The organism is Planotetraspora sp. GP83 (assembly GCF_041262585.1).
Lineage (GTDB): Bacteria > Actinomycetota > Actinomycetes > Streptosporangiales > Streptosporangiaceae > JAOEGB01.
The window spans coordinates 245,196-260,258 of the sequence record NZ_JBGCBZ010000001.1 but is presented as its reverse complement, the minus strand read 5'-3'; the positions used below and the strand labels follow the sequence as shown (position 1 = coordinate 260,258).

The 15,063-nt window shown below is 69.7% G+C and carries 15 protein-coding genes; 6 read left to right on the top strand and 9 right to left on the bottom strand.

Going from position 1 to position 15,063, the window contains the following annotated elements; all coding sequences use genetic code 11:
• Positions 1-407: 407 nt before the first annotated feature.
• Positions 408-971, bottom strand: a complete 564-nt coding sequence (locus tag ABH927_RS01280; RefSeq protein WP_370017539.1) for a TetR/AcrR family transcriptional regulator — start codon at positions 969-971, stop codon at positions 408-410.
• Positions 972-1,120: 149 nt separating this feature from the next.
• On the opposite strand from ABH927_RS01280, the gene ABH927_RS01275 reads away from it, so the two are divergent.
• Genes ABH927_RS01275 through ABH927_RS01265 form a run of 3 tightly spaced genes read left to right on the top strand, consistent with a single transcriptional unit; the run spans position 1,121 to position 3,240 of the window.
• A complete protein-coding gene (locus ABH927_RS01275; RefSeq protein WP_370017538.1) occupies positions 1,121-2,077 on the top strand; it encodes an SDR family NAD(P)-dependent oxidoreductase in 957 nt (318 codons plus the stop codon).
• Entirely contained in the window at positions 2,074-2,823 is a 750-nt protein-coding gene (locus tag ABH927_RS01270; RefSeq protein ID WP_370017537.1) for an SDR family NAD(P)-dependent oxidoreductase, read from the top strand. The genes ABH927_RS01275 and ABH927_RS01270 overlap by 4 nt, the downstream gene beginning before the upstream one ends.
• A 12-nt stretch (positions 2,824-2,835) precedes the next feature.
• Positions 2,836-3,240 (top strand): VOC family protein, encoded by a 405-nt coding sequence (locus ABH927_RS01265; RefSeq protein WP_370017536.1) that lies wholly within the window; start codon positions 2,836-2,838, stop codon positions 3,238-3,240.
• A gap of 113 nt (positions 3,241-3,353) precedes the next feature.
• On the opposite strand, the gene ABH927_RS01260 is transcribed toward ABH927_RS01265, so the two are convergent.
• Together ABH927_RS01260 and ABH927_RS01255 are read right to left on the bottom strand one after the other, a co-directional pair.
• On the bottom strand, positions 3,354-4,169 hold the full coding sequence (locus ABH927_RS01260; RefSeq protein WP_370017535.1) for an alpha/beta fold hydrolase: 816 nt from the start codon (positions 4,167-4,169) through the stop codon (positions 3,354-3,356).
• 153 nt (positions 4,170-4,322) lie between these two features.
• Positions 4,323-4,988, bottom strand: a complete 666-nt coding sequence (locus ABH927_RS01255; protein WP_370017534.1) for a DUF4097 family beta strand repeat-containing protein — start codon at positions 4,986-4,988, stop codon at positions 4,323-4,325.
• A gap of 237 nt (positions 4,989-5,225) precedes the next feature.
• Between ABH927_RS01255 and ABH927_RS01250 the strand changes: the two genes are divergently transcribed.
• Together ABH927_RS01250 and ABH927_RS01245 are read left to right on the top strand one after the other, a co-directional pair.
• The gene (locus tag ABH927_RS01250; protein WP_370017533.1) at positions 5,226-5,981 is read left to right on the top strand and encodes a helix-turn-helix domain-containing protein; all 756 of its coding nucleotides are present in this window, start codon (positions 5,226-5,228) and stop codon (positions 5,979-5,981) included.
• A gap of 542 nt (positions 5,982-6,523) precedes the next feature.
• Entirely contained in the window at positions 6,524-6,727 is a 204-nt protein-coding gene (locus tag ABH927_RS01245) for a hypothetical protein (RefSeq protein WP_370017532.1), read from the top strand.
• A gap of 57 nt (positions 6,728-6,784) precedes the next feature.
• Here ABH927_RS01245 and ABH927_RS01240 read toward each other — a convergent pair whose 3' ends face one another.
• Positions 6,785-7,477, bottom strand: coding sequence for a TetR/AcrR family transcriptional regulator (locus tag ABH927_RS01240; RefSeq protein WP_370017531.1), 693 nt, complete (start codon positions 7,475-7,477; stop codon positions 6,785-6,787).
• A gap of 53 nt (positions 7,478-7,530) precedes the next feature.
• Here ABH927_RS01240 and ABH927_RS01235 point away from each other — a divergent pair, with 53 nt between their 5' ends.
• Positions 7,531-8,691: an FAD-dependent oxidoreductase gene (locus tag ABH927_RS01235; protein ID WP_370017530.1), complete on the top strand. Its 1,161-nt coding sequence runs from the start codon at positions 7,531-7,533 to the stop codon at positions 8,689-8,691.
• Between the two features lie 483 nt (positions 8,692-9,174).
• Here ABH927_RS01235 and ABH927_RS01230 read toward each other — a convergent pair whose 3' ends face one another.
• The 5 genes from ABH927_RS01230 to ABH927_RS01210 form a co-directional block, all read right to left on the bottom strand.
• Entirely contained in the window at positions 9,175-9,681 is a 507-nt protein-coding gene (locus ABH927_RS01230; protein ID WP_370017529.1) for a hypothetical protein, read from the bottom strand.
• A gap of 233 nt (positions 9,682-9,914) precedes the next feature.
• Positions 9,915-10,928, bottom strand: a complete 1,014-nt coding sequence (locus ABH927_RS01225) for a hydroxyacid dehydrogenase (RefSeq protein ID WP_370017528.1) — start codon at positions 10,926-10,928, stop codon at positions 9,915-9,917.
• Positions 10,925-11,065 carry a hypothetical protein gene (locus ABH927_RS01220; protein ID WP_370017527.1) on the bottom strand — a complete coding sequence of 47 codons (141 nt, stop codon included), beginning with the start codon at positions 11,063-11,065 and terminating at the stop codon, positions 10,925-10,927. The genes ABH927_RS01225 and ABH927_RS01220 overlap by 4 nt, the downstream gene beginning before the upstream one ends.
• Positions 11,066-11,162: 97 nt before the next feature.
• Complete coding sequence (locus tag ABH927_RS01215) at positions 11,163-13,328, bottom strand: malectin domain-containing carbohydrate-binding protein (RefSeq protein ID WP_370017526.1); 2,166 nt, start codon at positions 13,326-13,328, stop codon at positions 11,163-11,165.
• Positions 13,325-15,061 carry a DUF2264 domain-containing protein gene (locus tag ABH927_RS01210; protein WP_370017525.1) on the bottom strand — a complete coding sequence of 579 codons (1,737 nt, stop codon included), beginning with the start codon at positions 15,059-15,061 and terminating at the stop codon, positions 13,325-13,327. Before ABH927_RS01210 ends, ABH927_RS01215 begins: the two co-directional genes overlap by 4 nt.
• Positions 15,062-15,063 lie beyond the last annotated feature (2 nt).

Here is a 15,063-nt window from a genome sequence, read left to right as displayed (position 1 = left end):
GGCTGAACTGTGATGGGCCGCTGAGGCCGACGCGGGAGGGCTGTCCGGTCAGGAGCGCGAAGAACTCAAGCGGCTACGCAAGCGGGTGGCCGACGACCTCGGTCCGTAGCCCGCATGACCTCGTCGAGGGCCGCGCTCAGCCATGCTTTGGCGGTGTGCTCATCAAGCTCGCTCACGGCGCCCGGAGTGCTCCCCTTTCTCGGGTGCGGAGATGCCCCGATCCGATCACCGGGTTCTCCGCTGGGGAGGTCTGCCGTTCGATCCGGCTTACCCCAGGAGATCTGAGCTCAGTAGCGCCACAGTCCGATCCGATTCTCCCCAAGGCCTGTTCCCGCCGTTCGGGCGAGCGCGTCTCGATCATGGCCCGAAGCGAACCCCGCTGACCACCGAGAATCGACCGGGGGGCGTCAGGGGCGGACGCCGTTGATGAGCAGACCCACCAGTCGCAGGGCGAGGTCGCGCTGGCCGGGGTCTTCGGCGACAAGGGTGATCCCGCCGAGACCCATGAGCACGTCGTAGGGATCGAGGCCCCGCCGGATCACACCGTCGGCGACGCCGGCGTCGAGCAGGGTCGCGAGCGCGTCACGGAGCAGTGCGCGGGTGTGCATGCGCTCGTCCTCAGAGGTGAGGACCACCCGCAGGGCGTCGGCCATGCCGTGTTTGGCGGCCATGAAGTCGACGAACTGCTCCATCCAGGTGCGCAGCGCATCCACGGGGGTCAGTTGTGCCAGCAGGGCCGGCGCGGCGGCGCACAACCGGGTGACCTCGTTGCGGTACACCGCCTCCACGAGCGTCTCGCGGGTCGGAAAGCGGCGGTAGAGCGTGCCGATGCCGACTCCCGCTTCCTGGGCGATGGCCTTGAGCGAGGCTCCCGCCCCTTCGCGGGCGAACGCTCGCGCGGCCACCGCCAGGAGCCGCTCGTAGTTCTGCTGGGCGTCGGCCCGCAGCGGCCTGGCCTGCTGGGATGGCACCGTTCCTCCTCGGGTTCCGTACGCGACTTGCCAAGCGGAGCTGGGTCCGCTTATTGTCAGCACTAGCGGAGCTGTCTCCGGTTAACAGGATACTTGTGGCGACCAGCGCCGCGTGCAGCGTTTCGCGCTCGTCGCCAGGGAGGATGATCATGAACGACCTTGTGACCACACCGTTCGGGGCCCAGTCGACCGCCGCCGAGGTGATCCACGGAGTGGACCTCAACGGCAAGAGAGCCGTTGTCACGGGCGGCGCCTCCGGGATCGGTGTCGAGACCGCCCGTGCCCTCGCCGGCGCGGGCGCCGAGGTGACCCTGGCCGTCCGCGACACCGAGGCCGGGGGCCGGACCGCCAAGGACATCATCGCCACCACCGGTAACGACCGGGTGCTGGCCGCCCGGCTCGACCTCGCCGACCAGTCGTCGGTCGCCGAGTTCGTCGCCGCCTGGACCGGACCGCTGCACATCCTCGTGAACAACGCCGGGATCATGGCCCCGCCCGAGACCCGTACCCCGGAGGGCTGGGAACTGCAGTTCGCGACCAACCACCTCGGCCACTTCGCCCTCGCCACCGGCCTGCGCGACGCGCTCGCCGCGGCCGGCGGCGCCCGCGTCGTGGCGGTCAGCTCGGTCGGGCACGTGAACAGCGACGTCGACTTTGACGACATCCACTTCGACCACCGCCCCTACGACCCGTGGCTCGCCTACGGCCAGTCCAAGACCGCGAACGTCCTGTTCGCGGTCGAGGCCGCCAAGCGCTGGGCCCCCGACCGGATCGCGGTGAACGCGCTCAACCCCGGCCGGATCACCACCACCAACCTGTCCCGCTACATCGGCGACATCTCCGCCGCGCCGACGTCGTTCGACCCGACGAGCACGGACGTGTCCTGGAAGACCGTCGAGCAGGGCGCGGCCACCTCGGTGCTGCTGGCCGCCTCCCCCCTGGTCGAGGGCGTCTCCGGCCGCTACTTCGAAGACTGCAACGAGGCGGAGCCGCACCGGCCCGGCGTCCGCCGGGGCGTCGCCGCCTACGCGCTCGACCCCGACCACGCCGCCCGGCTGTGGCAGCTCTCACTCGACATGATCGCGCAGGCGGGGGAAGTCCGTTGAGCCCGGAGTTCGATGGCCGCACCGCGCTGATCACCGGCGGTGGCACCGGGATCGGCCGGGCGACCGCGCTGGCGCTGGCGGCGCTGGGCTGTCTCGTCACGGTCACCGGCCGCACCGAGGCCACGCTCCGCGAGACCGTGGACGAGATCGAGGCGGCCGGCGGCAGGGCCCGGCTGTTCGTGGCCGACGTGACCGACGAGGAATCGGTCCGGGCGGCGGTCGGTGACACCGGCCGGCTGGACTTCGGGGTGAACAGCGCGGGCGACAGTGGCGGTGACGACCTCAAGCCACTCGCGGACTACCCCACCGAAAAGTTCGACCGGCTCGTCGACATCGACCTGCGCGGCCTTTTCCTGTCGATGAAGTACGAGCTGCGGCAGATGCGCGAGCAGGGCTTCGGCTCGATCGTGAACGTGGGTTCCGGCGCCGGCCTTGTCGGCGTGCCCGGTGTCGCCGGGTACGTCGCGGCCAAGCACGGCGCGGTCGGCCTGACCAGGGCCGCCGCACTCGACTACGCCGCCGACGGCATACGCGTCAACGCGGTCGCCCCGGGACTCGTCGAGACCCCGCTGGTCGCCACGGGCCGCAGCCCCGAGCTGATGGCGGCCCGGATCGCGGCCCACCCGATCGGCCGGATCGCCCAGGCGAGCGAGATCGCCGACGCGGTGGTGTGGCTCTGCTCGGACCGCTCGAGCTATGTCACCGGGATCGCGCTGCCGGTCGACGGCGGCTACACCACCCGCTGAGGAGGGACCGCCATGGCAACGTTCACGTTCCACCACGTCAGTCTTTCCGTGGCCGACCTCGACGCTCAGCGGGACTTCTACTGCCGTGCGTTCGGCCTGGTCGAGGAGTACCACGTCGAGTGGCCGGAGTCCGGGATGCGCCTGGCGGTTCTCAGCGGGCCCGGCGGCACCCGGATCGAACTCACCGAACGCGCCGGTTCCTCGCCGCAAAGCTTCGCCGACGCCTACGACGCCGCCGGTGTCCAGAGCTACAGCCACTGGGGCCTGGCCACCGCCGATCTCGACGCCGCCTTCGCCGCGATCACCTCGGCGGGGGCGGAACCGGTGTCCCCTCCGGCGAACGCCAGCCGGCAGGGAACCCGGTACGCCTACGTGAAGGACCTCGAGGGAAACCTCATCGAGCTCATCGGACGCTGAACGACGACGCCTACGCCGGCCTTGGGGAACAATCGACGCCGCCGTCGCCCAGCTCCGCGCCCAGGGCATGGTGGCGAGGACGTGTAGTTGTCGTCAGTCCGCTGGTCGTGTCTTCATTGCCCCCCGCGGTCGAGGGCGGCGACCTCGCGTACGGCCTCGGCGATGGCCGGGAAGTCCTTTTTGAGGAGCGCACCGTGGTTGCTGGCGACCTTCGCGCCGATCTGGATGTTCGGGTTGTGGGCGGTCACCGTATCGAGGCTGGTGCGTATCCGTTCCTGCTCATCACCGCGGCTTCCGAAGGACGTCCCCGAAGCGACCACATACCGCACCGGGACGGTGATGTTGTCCAGCACGGGGCCCAGCTCGCGCTCGCGGGAGAGCCTGCCGAGCTCGATGTTGCTGTTCGCCTGCTGTTCGGCGGTCATCCGCGGGGCCAGGCCCGTCGGGCGCAGCAGCGGCAGGAACCAGCCCAACCGCCGGAACAGCTTCCGGATCCGCTGCTCCATGGCCTCGTCGAGCCAGTCGTACGGGAACGCGCCGTCGACCAGGACCGCGCCCAAGGCACGGTCCGGATTCCGGCTGGCCCAGTGCGCCCCGACGAACGCCCCGTAGGACCAGCCCACCACCAGCGCTCGGTCCACACTCCTGGCCGCGAGAACGGCATCGACATCCCGGACGGCTGCCTCGAAGGAATAGTCCGCCGAACGCTTCGATTTGCCGCGGGCCCGCTCGTCGTAGGTGATGTGCCGCCAGCCCGTCCCCAGTTCAGCGATGACCCGCCGCCAGTACCCCTGGGTGGCGAACTGGCCATTGAGGTAGACCACAGGGATACCGGGACCGCCGGTGTCGGTGACGGCCAGGGCCGTATCGTCAACCGGCATCATGCCGGTCCACTTCGAACTGGTCGAGGAAGTGCTGTTCTTCGTCATGTGTTCCACCTGGTCACGTTAGGTGTCTTGTACGGCTTCTCCAGGCCCTGCACGTGGATCACAGGCCCCTCGGGACGGACGGCCGTGTCCTCGGCGACGACCGACAGGATCTCGATCGCGGTGGGCCCGGCCGGATAGTCCTGGTTCTGCTCCTTAGAGGCTGCGGGCGGTGATGTCGCCGTGGGAGGTGGTGGCGCGGATGTCGAGTTCGGCGGTGCCATCGTTCTTGAGGGCGTTGCTGATGCGGCCGTAGCCGGTGCCGGCGTCCAGGGCGGCCGAGACGCCGGCGGCGGCGGCGACCGAAATGTCGCCGGACTGGGTGCGGAGCACGACCGTGCCGCGCACGGCCTCGGTGATCCGGATGTCGCCCCTTGCGGTGCTGATCTCCGCGGGGCCGTTGAGCCGGCCGACCTCGACGTCGCCGTCGATCGCAGTGAGGCGGACGCTCGCGGCCTCGTCGATCTTGATCTGGCGGTACGCGCCTTCGAAGGCGACGTCTCCGAGGCGTCCGACGCCGCGGAGCTCGGCGCTGGCGGCCTTGGCCTCGATGCGGGAGCCGGCGGGCAGCTGGACGGTGACCTCCAGGGATCCGGAGGGGCCCAAGAGCTGGTTGTTGGGGGTCGAGGCCGTGATCCGCAGGACGCCGTCGGCGTAGGCGACGGTGGTCTGCTCAGCGGTCTTGGTGTCGCGGCTCTTGGAGGGGTCGGCGGGCAGGACCTCGACGGTGGTGTCAGCGCGGTCTGCGGCGATGAACTGGATGCGTCCGGCGGGGATGTCCAGGACGGCGGAGATCGGGGCGGGGGTGTCGAACTTCTGCATCGTGCTCTCCCGTGCTCGTTCGTTGTTTCCGACACCGGAAACGCTACGTTGCTTTCCAGATAGTGGCAACACACATGTTGCACAAAATCGATATCCACGCAGGTAGATGGCAGAAACTGTTGCAATGGTGTGGAAAGTAACGCAACGACAACTGCTATGATCATTGCAATGGATGAGAAGTGAACGCTATAGTGGGGGGATCAGGGACCACCATGAAGGATCACCAAGGAGATCGCGATGCCGGGAGGCAGGCTCACCCAGCAGGAACGCCAGCAGATCGCGCTGGGGCTGGCCGACAGCCTCCCCTACGCCGAGATCGCCCGACGCCTCGACCGTCCGACCTCGACCATCACGCGTGAGGTGATGCGCAACGGCGGCCCCACCGCCTACCGCGCCGACCTGGCCCACCGCGCCACCGAACGCCGCGCCCACCGGCGCAGGCCCGCCCCCTCCCGAGGGGCGGGGTCAGTCCCCCAGCCGCACGGACGCGACGCCGAGGCCGTGGCCGAGTACGAGGAGACGCTCACCACCGTCCTCATGGCTTCGGGCCTGACCAAGATGACGGCCCGGGTGCTGACCTGCCTGTTCACCACCGACGCGGGCAGCCTCACCGCGTCCCAGCTCGCCCAGCGCCTCCAGGTCAGCCCGGCGTCCATCTCCAAAGCGATCGCCTTCCTGGAGAGCCAGAGCCTCGTCCGCCGAGAACGCGACGAACGCCGCCGCGACCGCTACGTCGTCGACGACGAACTCTTCTACCAGGCGACGATCGCCGGCGCCCGATCCAACGACCAGCTCGTCGAAACCGCACGCCAAGGCGTCGCCATCCTCGGCCCCCACACCCCCGCCGCCACCCGCCTGGAGAACATCGCCCGCTTCCTCGACTTCATCAGCGAAAGCATCACCCGCGCCGCCGAACAGGCCCGCGAAGTCCTCCACACCAAACCCGAAACAACCTCAAACGACACCGCCCAACCAAGTCCAGACCACGGATAGGCCCGGAACTCCCGAAGCTACGGCGAGTCGCCGGCCCACACCAGGGTGATCGTGGAGAACGCCTCGGGCAGCGCGGCGTTGATGCGGAACACACCCTCGCGGTCCTGCAAGGAGACGGTCGTGACCACGACGGCCGGCAGGGGATCCGGTCCTCGCCTCAGTGCTTCCGCGTGCCGCAGCCGTCCGAGGCCCCGTACGCGGCGGCAAAAGGCGGCGCTCAACGTCTACAGCCGTGAGCTTGCCACCGACGTGGGCGAGCATGGCGTCATCCCGGCGGTGTGGCTGATCACCACCAAAGAACCTTTCATAGTCCAGTCGAACGCGCCTCCCGGGCGAGCCCCAAAGCGCCCGCGCGAGCCTGGATACGACGTTTCCCCCTGACGAAGGCGGGGAAATCGTGAAATTCACCCTGAGCGCGGTGCTCCTGGAGCGCATCTCGGAGCTGGAGAAGCTGCGGCAGGCACCAAGCGCACGTCAGGGACGGAGATGGTGCGGGCGCTGCAGCGGGTGGACAACCTGGCCGCCTTCTGGGCCGGGTCACGGTGTCGAAGGTTCCGGTGCGGCGGATGAAGACCCTGGCCAAGTACGGGGCGGCCAGCAAGGCACCGGCGCTGGACCGGCTGGTCGAGCCGCGCCGGACGGCGACGCTGCTGGCGATCGCCCGGAATCTGCAGATGGCGCAGCCCTTCCAGCGCCGCCCGGTCGTCCGGCGTCAGAGCTTGCCTCTGAACCAGTCGAGCAGGTAGGTGCGCAGTCTGGCGGCGTCATGCGGTGCCACGGATGTCACCTGGAAATCCTGAGCGTCACGCCGGCGGCCGGGCGAGTTTGGCGGCCACGGCGTCGAGGACCCAGTCCAGGCCGGTCGCGAAGGACGCCTCGGCGTCCACCTCCGTGCCATCGTGCACGGCCTTGGCCAGCGCCGGGAAGCGGCCCGTGGCCAGCATCCTCCTCACATACGGGCCGGAGGCGCGCTGCCAGTCGCGCTTGGACAGGCCCGTGGCGCGCTCGGCCCGCAGGTTCGCGATCTCGCGCCTGATCGCGCCAGTGAAGTAGGCGCTGACGGTCTCCACGGCGCGCAGGACGGTGTCGAGGGCGGCGAGGCCGTCGAGGGCGGCCAGCGTGGCCTCAGTCACGGCGAGGGCGTTTGGGCCCAGGGTCGGGCGGCCGCCGAGCAGGTCGGCCAGCCATTCGTGACGGAGGGTGGCCTGCCTGGTGCGGTGGGCGCGGATGCGCAGCACCTCCCGCCAGTCGCCGGGCTGCTCCTCGGGGAGGATCTCGGCGTAGACCTCGTCCACCATGAGGTCGAACAGCTCCTCCTTGGTGGAGATGTATCCGTACAGCCGCATCGGGCCGGCGTCCAGCCGGGCGGCGACCTTGCGCAACGACACCGCCTCCAGCCCGCCCTCGTCGGCCAGCGCGATGGCGGCGGCAACGATTCGCTCCCGGTCGAGCGGCACGGGGCGAGTCGGCGGCTCCGGCCGGTCCCACACAGTCATGGTTACATCGTACTGTTGCGATACATCGTAATCACTAAATACACTGTATCGTCATGAGACACCGTATCGCCGTGATTGGGGGCGGCCCCGCCGGCCTCACCTTCGCCCGCGTCCTGCACCGCCACGGTCACCCCGTCACCATCCTCGAACGCGATCCCGCCCCCGACGCCCGTCCCCCGGGCGGCACGCTCGACCTGCACGAAAGGATGGGCCAGCTCGCGCTGGGCAAGGCGGGGCTGCTGGCGGAGTTCCAGGCGCTGTCCCGTCCCGAGGGGCAGGCCATGCGCATCCTGGACGCGGACGGGACCGTCCTCCGCGACTGGCAACCCCGTCCGGGTGACCGGGCCAATCCCGAGATCGACCGGGGGCAACTCCGTGACCTGCTGCTCGGCCCCCTCGATGTTCAGTGGGGGCGGGGCGTGACGGAGATAGTGCCGGGGACCCGGGACGGCGTGCTGGTCCGTTTCGCGGACGGGCGACAGGAGACGTTCGACCTCGTGATCGGCGCGGACGGCGCCTGGTCCCGGGTCCGCCCGGCAATCTCGTCCGCGACGCCGCACTACACCGGCGTCACCTTGGTCGAGACCTCCCTGGACGACGTCGACACCCGCCACCCCGACCTCGCCCGGCTGATCGGCGACGGTTCCATGGCTGTGTACGGCGTGAACCGCGGCCTCGTCGCCCAGCGCAACAGCGGCGGCCACGTCAAGGTGTACGCCCAGTTCCGCGCGCCGCTGGACTGGCACACGAACCTGGACCGGCATATGGGCCTGAACCGGCGCGCGGGCCTGGACCTGGCCGACGTCGAGGCCGTGCGATCAAGCCTGCTGGCTCTGTTCGACGGCTGGGCCGCTCCCGTCCTCGACCTCCTCCGCCACGGCACCGCTTTCGTCCACCGCCCCCTCTACGTCCTGCCCGTGTCCCACACCTGGGCCCACGTCCCCGGGGTGACGCTACTGGGCGACGCCGCCCACCTGATGCCCCCGTTGGGGGTGGGCGCGAACCTCGCGATGCTGGAAGGCGCCGAACTCGCCGAGTCCGTCGCCGCCGCCCCCGGCCCTGGCGATCTGGACGAGGCCGTCCGCGCCTTCGAGGAACAGATGTGGGCACGGGCCGGCAGGTGGGCGAAGATCACGACGGCCGGTCTGGAACGCCTCGTAAGCCCGGACCCCACCGAAGCCCTCGCCCTCTTCGACGAAGTTCAGCCATCATGACTGCCAAGCGCTAGAGCACCAGCACCAGCAACTCGCCACGGCTTCACGGGACAGCACGGCATCGCCGCGGTTCCTTCCGGCAGATCCACCGCCCGCCATACGAACTCCGCCACGGGGCGGTGAGCAGCAACCGAACGGCCAGTGGCCGTTAGCGAGCCAGGGTGGGCGGGGTTACCGCCACCTGGCAGTCCGATGCAGGTCTCGTGACCGTCGTCGTCATCACGAACCCCAGCGGCGAAGTGGATCAGTGCTAGCCGACCATGATCGTTCTCACCGATAACCGCTGTACCGATGTTCCCCAAGGCCGTGGTCACCCTGGCCACCTCGCCTTCACCATCACAGCAAGCCGAACAACCAGGACGATGGGACTTCAGAATTCCGAAGTCCCATCAACACCCTTAAGAAGCCCGAGCGCCAGCAGAAATGCCCAGGTCCTGCAACTAGAGAGGCCGAAGAAACCCAGAGGAACTCGGGGGCGATTTGTTAGCAGTCGCCGAGCCAGTCGACCTTCGTGATGGTGCCGAACAGCGCGGGATCGATGACGACCGGCGTGCTTCGTACGGTCGAGTAGGTGCGGAACGGCACACTCATCGCCACCGAGTCGAAGGGGCCGACCGTGAGCACCGGAGTGCCGAACGCCGTCCTGAAGACGAACTTCCCGTGCCAGATATCGGCGTTGTTCGTATGCCGCGTGTAGGTGTGGGCGTCCCACGTGATGCGGGACCTGCCGCTGGCGTCTGGCCTGTCCAGGCGGACCTCCGACCGCTCAGGATCGCTGGAACCGAACCCCAGCTGCTCGCAGTCGCCGGCCGAGAACGGGAACGGCAATATCGACGTAATCCCCGGCGGCAGCCCTCGTGAGGTGTCGGTCGGCCCGACCCCAACCCCGACCTCGCTTCCCGAGGCAGCCTGCGCGACGCTCGGAAACAGCAGGACCCCGGCGGTCGCCACGCCCAGGACCACTGCACTCCAATGGTTCAGAAATCTCATCTCGCCCATCCCTTCGGCGGAGGCACTCACCTCCTCACTGACAGGGCGTTCCACCACGTTCCACCACGTTCCACACCCGTTCCTTCGCGAGGAGCTCGCCTCGATCCTGCGAGAGCGGATCGAACGAGGCGAACTCCCGGCGGGCAGGCGAGACTTTCATGGCGACGCAGCCGCTGAGCTTGTGCGAGCGGATGGACCGCCCGGCACAGTCGTGACCACCGAGCGCTCGTTCCTCAGGCCGTTACCGGCAGGGCGGCCAGGTGAACGGCGTGGTGCAGCGGCCTGCCCTCGATGACCCGCGACACCTCGTCCATGGCCTGCGAACCCATCCGGGCCAGCTCGGTGCCCAGGGAGCCGGCGACGTGCGGCGTGAGGATGACGTTGGGAAGATCCCACAGCGGCGAGTCCGCCGGCGTGACGTCCGGCGCGGTGACGTCGAGAACGGCCGATATCCGGCCCCGGCGCAACTCTGCCACGAGGGCGTCCTGGTCGACGAGCGACCCCCGGGCGGTGTTGATGAACGTGGCTCCCGGGCGCATGGCGGCGAGCAGCGACGCGGTGACCATGCCCCGGGTCTCCTCGGTCGCCGGAGCGTGCAGCGAGACGATGTCGGACGCCCGGAAGAGGTCCTCCAGGCCTGCCTTGCGCGCGCCCAGCGCCGCCGCACCCTCCTCGTCGAGGTACGGATCACTGATCAGCACATCGAGGTCGAACGGCCGGAGAAGCCCGGCCACCCGTCTGCCGATCCGCGAAGCCCCGATCAGGCCGACGGTCTTGCCGTAGTTGCCGATGTCGGGGAACTCCTCGACCAGGTTCATCGCCGCCCGGCGTGCGTGGTACTCCCTCGCGAGGGCCGGCACGGCCTTGTTGGCCAGCAGGATCACCGCGAGGGTGTATTCGGCGACGGGGATCGCGTTCGCGTCCGCCGCCGAGCTGACCACGACGCCCCGCTCGAAGACGGCCGGGGTGACATGGCTCTTGACCGTCCCGGCGGTGTGGACGACGGCCACCAGATGGGGCGCATGGGCGAGCGCCGTCTTGTCGATCACCGGGCTTCCCCACCCGGTCAGCAGGATCCGGGCCCGGCTCAGCCGTTCGAGGTCGGCTTCGGAGGTGAACGAGGTGAGGGGCGGTTCGGGATCGCCACCGGCAAGCGCGCGAAGCCGATCTCCGCACTCCCCTCGGAAGAGCTTCGCCGGCAGGTTGGGGAACATCGCCAGCACCACGCCGGGGTCGTCCGCCCTCATCGGACCGCCCAGAGCGGACCGCTGTCGCGGCTGTCGCCGAACGTAGCGATCGGCCCGCCGCGCCATCCGGCGAAGCCCGTGCCCTTGTGGACGGCGGACACCAGGCCGTCGACCTGCTCCTTGATGAGGGTCCCCATTGACCAACCCTGGACGATTGGATCGGTCGCGGTCAAGGTCATCGAGTGCTGAGATGTACGGCAGGCATACGCTGCGGTGATGCCTGCCGTACATCGGTCACCGCGAGATGGCGGCGATGGCGCTGACGAGCGCCTCTCCCGTGGTCGGGGTGAAGGCCAGGTCGAGCTGCCCGTCGGTCACGGTGACCCGGACCCACCGGTCCACCGGGTGGTGGCCCGCCACCTGGTAGACGTCGAGGTCGCGGATGACGGTCTGGCCCTCGGCGGTGACGGAGAAGACGCGCTGCCCGGCCGCGTCGGAGAGCGGGTCGAGGAACGTGAGGCCGACGGCGTAGGTGCCGTTGGGCGCGGGCAGGCGGTAGGAGAACGCCCCGTGCCGGTACGTGCCGTACGGCGCCGCGATCCCGGGGGCGGTGGCCCGGGCGCCGTGCAGGAACTGCTGGTCCGTGCTGCTTCCCGCGTCGATCCTGAGCGCGCCGTACGGGAAGTCGGCTCGCAGCCCGATGTTCGGGTAGTCGAGCTTGGACTCGTCGAAGCCGGGCTGCCAGCTGGAGTTGGTGACCACACCGGCGCTCTTGTTGGTCTTGAAGACCGGGTCGCGCTGGATGTTCTCCGCCTTGACGTTGCTGACCTGGGAGCCGTAGGTGCCCTCGTCCAGGTAGACGGCGGCCGGGTGGGAGCTGGCCTGGGCCTGGGAGTTGCTGGCCTCGGGGTGGCTGTAGGCGTAGTTGACCGCGATCTGGTCGTAGGTGTTGACCTGAAACGGCTCTGTCGAGGAGGTGCTGGTGCCGAAGGTGTAGACGGCGGCGCCGTCGCGGCTGTCCTGCATCACGTCGTGGATGTTGAGGTTCCTGACCGTGTTGTCGCGGGTGTACAAGTCCTGGTTGGGGATGTCGCGATATCCGGCCAGATAGGTGCCGAAGCGTGGCGAGTTGTAGATCTCGCTGCTGGAGATCTCGTTGTGCGAAGACTGCATGAGGATGTATCCGGCGCCGTGCCCGATCAGCTCGCCCACGTCGTGGATCAGGTTGTTGGCGAGCACGTTGCGGGTGAGCACGTCGCCCTCGCCCGGATAGCGGCCCTCGAAGAACACGCCCGCATAGCCGGTGTGCTCGATGAGGTTGGACTCGATCCTGTCGTCGTGGTTGGCGAACAGCGCGTAGATCGCCGAGTGGCCGGAGTTGCGCAGGTGGGAGCGGGTGATCGTGACGTTGGCGGTGTCGGTCATGAAGATCATGCCGGTACGGTTGGGCGCCATCTCGATCTGCCGGTCGTAGATGGCGTACCGGTGGTTCTCCCCCGAGCCGTTCTCGACCGGGTAGCCGTGGCGGTAGAAGTCGGTGAAGTCGGTGTCCTCGAACCCGAGCCCGTCGAAGGTCACGTCATGCACGCCGTTGAGGCTCAGGATCGTCCTGGTCCGCGGCGCGATCACGTCGCCGAGGCCGTGGCGCGGCCAGTAGTACAGGACGCCGGCCGTGCTGTCGTAGTGGAACTCGCCCGGCTGGTCGAGTGCACTCAGCATGCCCTGCACGTAGAAGCGGGAGGGGTAGTTGGGCTGCCCGATGGGGTGCCGCGTCTCATTCTTCAGCGTGATCGTGTGCGCGGCGGGGTCGACGGAGGCGATAGGCTGGTGCTCCTCGAACCAGTTGGCGCGCGGCCAGATCCGCAGCTGCGCGTCGCGCAGGTCCCAGCCGGTCGGGTCGAAGTCGCCGGGCTTGTAGTGCAGCACGGTGAACGACGGGTCGCCGGTCTCGCCCACCCACCAGTGGGCGCGGGCGGTGACCAGGTCGCCGGGGTCGAGGTTGGGGGTGCGGGCCTTGATCGAGCGGACGCCGTCCTCATAGAGCGTGTCGAAGTGGTGGCCGACCTTGGCCTGCCAGATGTCGCCCTTGTACCGGGTCCAGCCGGTCACCCGCTGCCCGCCGATGAACCGGGCGGATCCGGGCGGTCCCCCCCACACGCGGTAGGTGACCTGGTGCCCGGCGCGCCCCGAGTCCTGCGCGGTGAACTCGATCGGCGCGTCGACGTGGTAGTCGCCCCGCCTGACGTGCACGACCACGTCGGTGTCGGCGGTGACGGCGCGGACGGCGTCGCGGGCTCGCTGCAGGGTCTTGAACGGCCGGGCGGCCGTCCCCCGGCCCTCGTCGCTGCCGTAGGGGGCGACGTAGAGGTGCGTCCGGGCGTCTGCGTGTGCGGTGGTCGCGGGTGTGGTCGCGGGTAACGCCGCCAGCAGCAGGGCCGCGGCGAGCAGTAACCGTCTCATGGGAGACCTCCTGTCAGATCCGGCACGGCGGGCGGATCCGGCCACCCGCCCGAGGGGTCGTCGACGAGCCCGAGCACGGCGGTGAGGAGCAGGTGCTCCCCGGGCGGGTGCTCGGCGACGAGCGTCGGGATGAACGTCCTCCGGGCCATCACGTTGGTCCCGGGAAGGGCCTCGACCAGGTTCCCTGGGCGTGCGGCGCCCAGGTCGTGGACGGCCGACAGACCCGCCGCTCCCCTGGCGCCGGCCATCCCGAGCTCGGCGCGCCGGTCAAGCGGCAGGTCGCGGTCGATGGCGAAGCCGCCCTCCGCGGAGTGCAGGCGCCGCCCGGTGCGCAGCCGGTGGACGCGGACGTGCCACGGCGGCCGGGCGATCAGCCAGGTCTCCACCTCGACGTCGGGCGCGGCCTGCCAGCGGGAGTACAGCCGCCCGCCTGTCAGGAAGTGGTCGAGCGGCGCCTCGCGCGCCCGGTAGTGGATGCCGTCGTCGCTCAGGGCCAGCATGCTGTCGTGCGCGCCGTGCTCCAGCCCCGATCCCCCGGCGGGCACGCTGAAGCCGAAGTGGGAGGAGTAGGCGAACTTCGCGTACTTCTGCCCGCCGTGCCGTACCCAGGAGTGGTGCTGCCGGGAGGCCAGCGCCACCACGTGCCGCCCGCGCTCCGCCCTCATCAACACCGCCCCCGCGTGCGGCTGCGTCGAGACCTCGGCCAGCGCGGGCGCGGGGGCCTCCGCGGCGGTCCAGAAGGGGTGGGTCTCGGGCAGCGCGAGAGGCAGGAACGCCTTCATCGCCCAGTACGGCGAGCCGGGCGCGTTGTACTGCTCGGCCAGCGTGGGTTGCGCGTAGGCGTACCCGATGCTGAGCAGCCCGTTGTCGAGGATCGGCCGGTCGCGCCACCAGCGCAGGTTGCGCAGCAGCTGTCCCTTGATCACCCCCCACGGCAGCGCGTCGACCCCGGCGAAGGCGAGCGCGCCCCAGAAGGCCGCCTGCGCGAAGCGGTAGGTGAGGCTGCGGCCATAGGGCACGGCCGCCCCGGTGCCGGCGAACCAGTGCTGGAAGTCGGTGGCGAACCGCGCGGCCCGGTCCGTGAACCTCGCCGAGCGCGGCCCGTCGCCCGAAAGCGCCGCGTAGATAAGGCCATAGAAGTGCATCGCCCACGGCACGTAGTAGTCGCGCCGCTCGGTCGGGCCGTCGGCGTACCAGCCGTCGCCGAGCGCGTAGGTCTCCAGGCGATCCAGCCGAGCCTCGACGCCCGCTTTGTCATGAATTATCCCGACCCTGTCCAAGCCCAGCGAGACGAGCACACCGAAGAAGCGCCAGTTGTTGTCAGTGGTCTCCCGCTCCAGTGCGGTGGCCAGCCAGGCGGCGAGCCGGTCGCGTTCCTTGCCCGTCAGCGGATCCCACAGCCGCTCTGGCGCCAGGGCCAGGGCGAAGCCGAGGGCCGCCATCTCGACGATGCGCTGGTCTCCGTCGCCCGGTTCGCCCCAGTATTCGGGGTGCCCTGGATCGGTGCCCGACGCGAGGCCCCGCCGTACGAGGTCCCAGTGGTCGAACGAGGAGCCACCGGCGGCGAGCGGCGCCAGGCCCCACAGCGGCCGGGCGAACGCCTCCAGCTCGGCCGCGGCGTCGTCGTGCAGCGCCACGTTCGCGCCGAGCCGCACCCGGGCGCCGCCCGGTGAGTAATGCGGGATCAGCGGATCGACCAGCTCCCGGACCCACCCGGCAAGCCACTCGCGCATGG

Coding starts and splice junctions, on each gene's coding strand:
- ABH927_RS01275 (WP_370017538.1), top strand. CDS start 1,121: ATGAACGACCTTGTGACCACACCGTTCGGGGCCCAGTCGACCGCCGCC.
- ABH927_RS01265 (WP_370017536.1), top strand. CDS start 2,836: ATGGCAACGTTCACGTTCCACCACGTCAGTCTTTCCGTGGCCGACCTC.
- ABH927_RS01260 (WP_370017535.1), bottom strand. CDS start 4,169: ATGACGAAGAACAGCACTTCCTCGACCAGTTCGAAGTGGACCGGCATG.
- ABH927_RS01255 (WP_370017534.1), bottom strand. CDS start 4,988: ATGCAGAAGTTCGACACCCCCGCCCCGATCTCCGCCGTCCTGGACATC.
- ABH927_RS01250 (WP_370017533.1), top strand. CDS start 5,226: ATGCCGGGAGGCAGGCTCACCCAGCAGGAACGCCAGCAGATCGCGCTG.
- ABH927_RS01240 (WP_370017531.1), bottom strand. CDS start 7,477: ATGACTGTGTGGGACCGGCCGGAGCCGCCGACTCGCCCCGTGCCGCTC.
- ABH927_RS01235 (WP_370017530.1), top strand. CDS start 7,531: ATGAGACACCGTATCGCCGTGATTGGGGGCGGCCCCGCCGGCCTCACC.
- ABH927_RS01230 (WP_370017529.1), bottom strand. CDS start 9,681: ATGAGATTTCTGAACCATTGGAGTGCAGTGGTCCTGGGCGTGGCGACC.
- ABH927_RS01225 (WP_370017528.1), bottom strand. CDS start 10,928: ATGAGGGCGGACGACCCCGGCGTGGTGCTGGCGATGTTCCCCAACCTG.
- ABH927_RS01220 (WP_370017527.1), bottom strand. CDS start 11,065: ATGGGGACCCTCATCAAGGAGCAGGTCGACGGCCTGGTGTCCGCCGTC.
- ABH927_RS01215 (WP_370017526.1), bottom strand. CDS start 13,328: ATGAGACGGTTACTGCTCGCCGCGGCCCTGCTGCTGGCGGCGTTACCC.
- ABH927_RS01210 (WP_370017525.1), bottom strand. CDS start 15,061: ATGCGCGAGTGGCTTGCCGGGTGGGTCCGGGAGCTGGTCGATCCGCTG.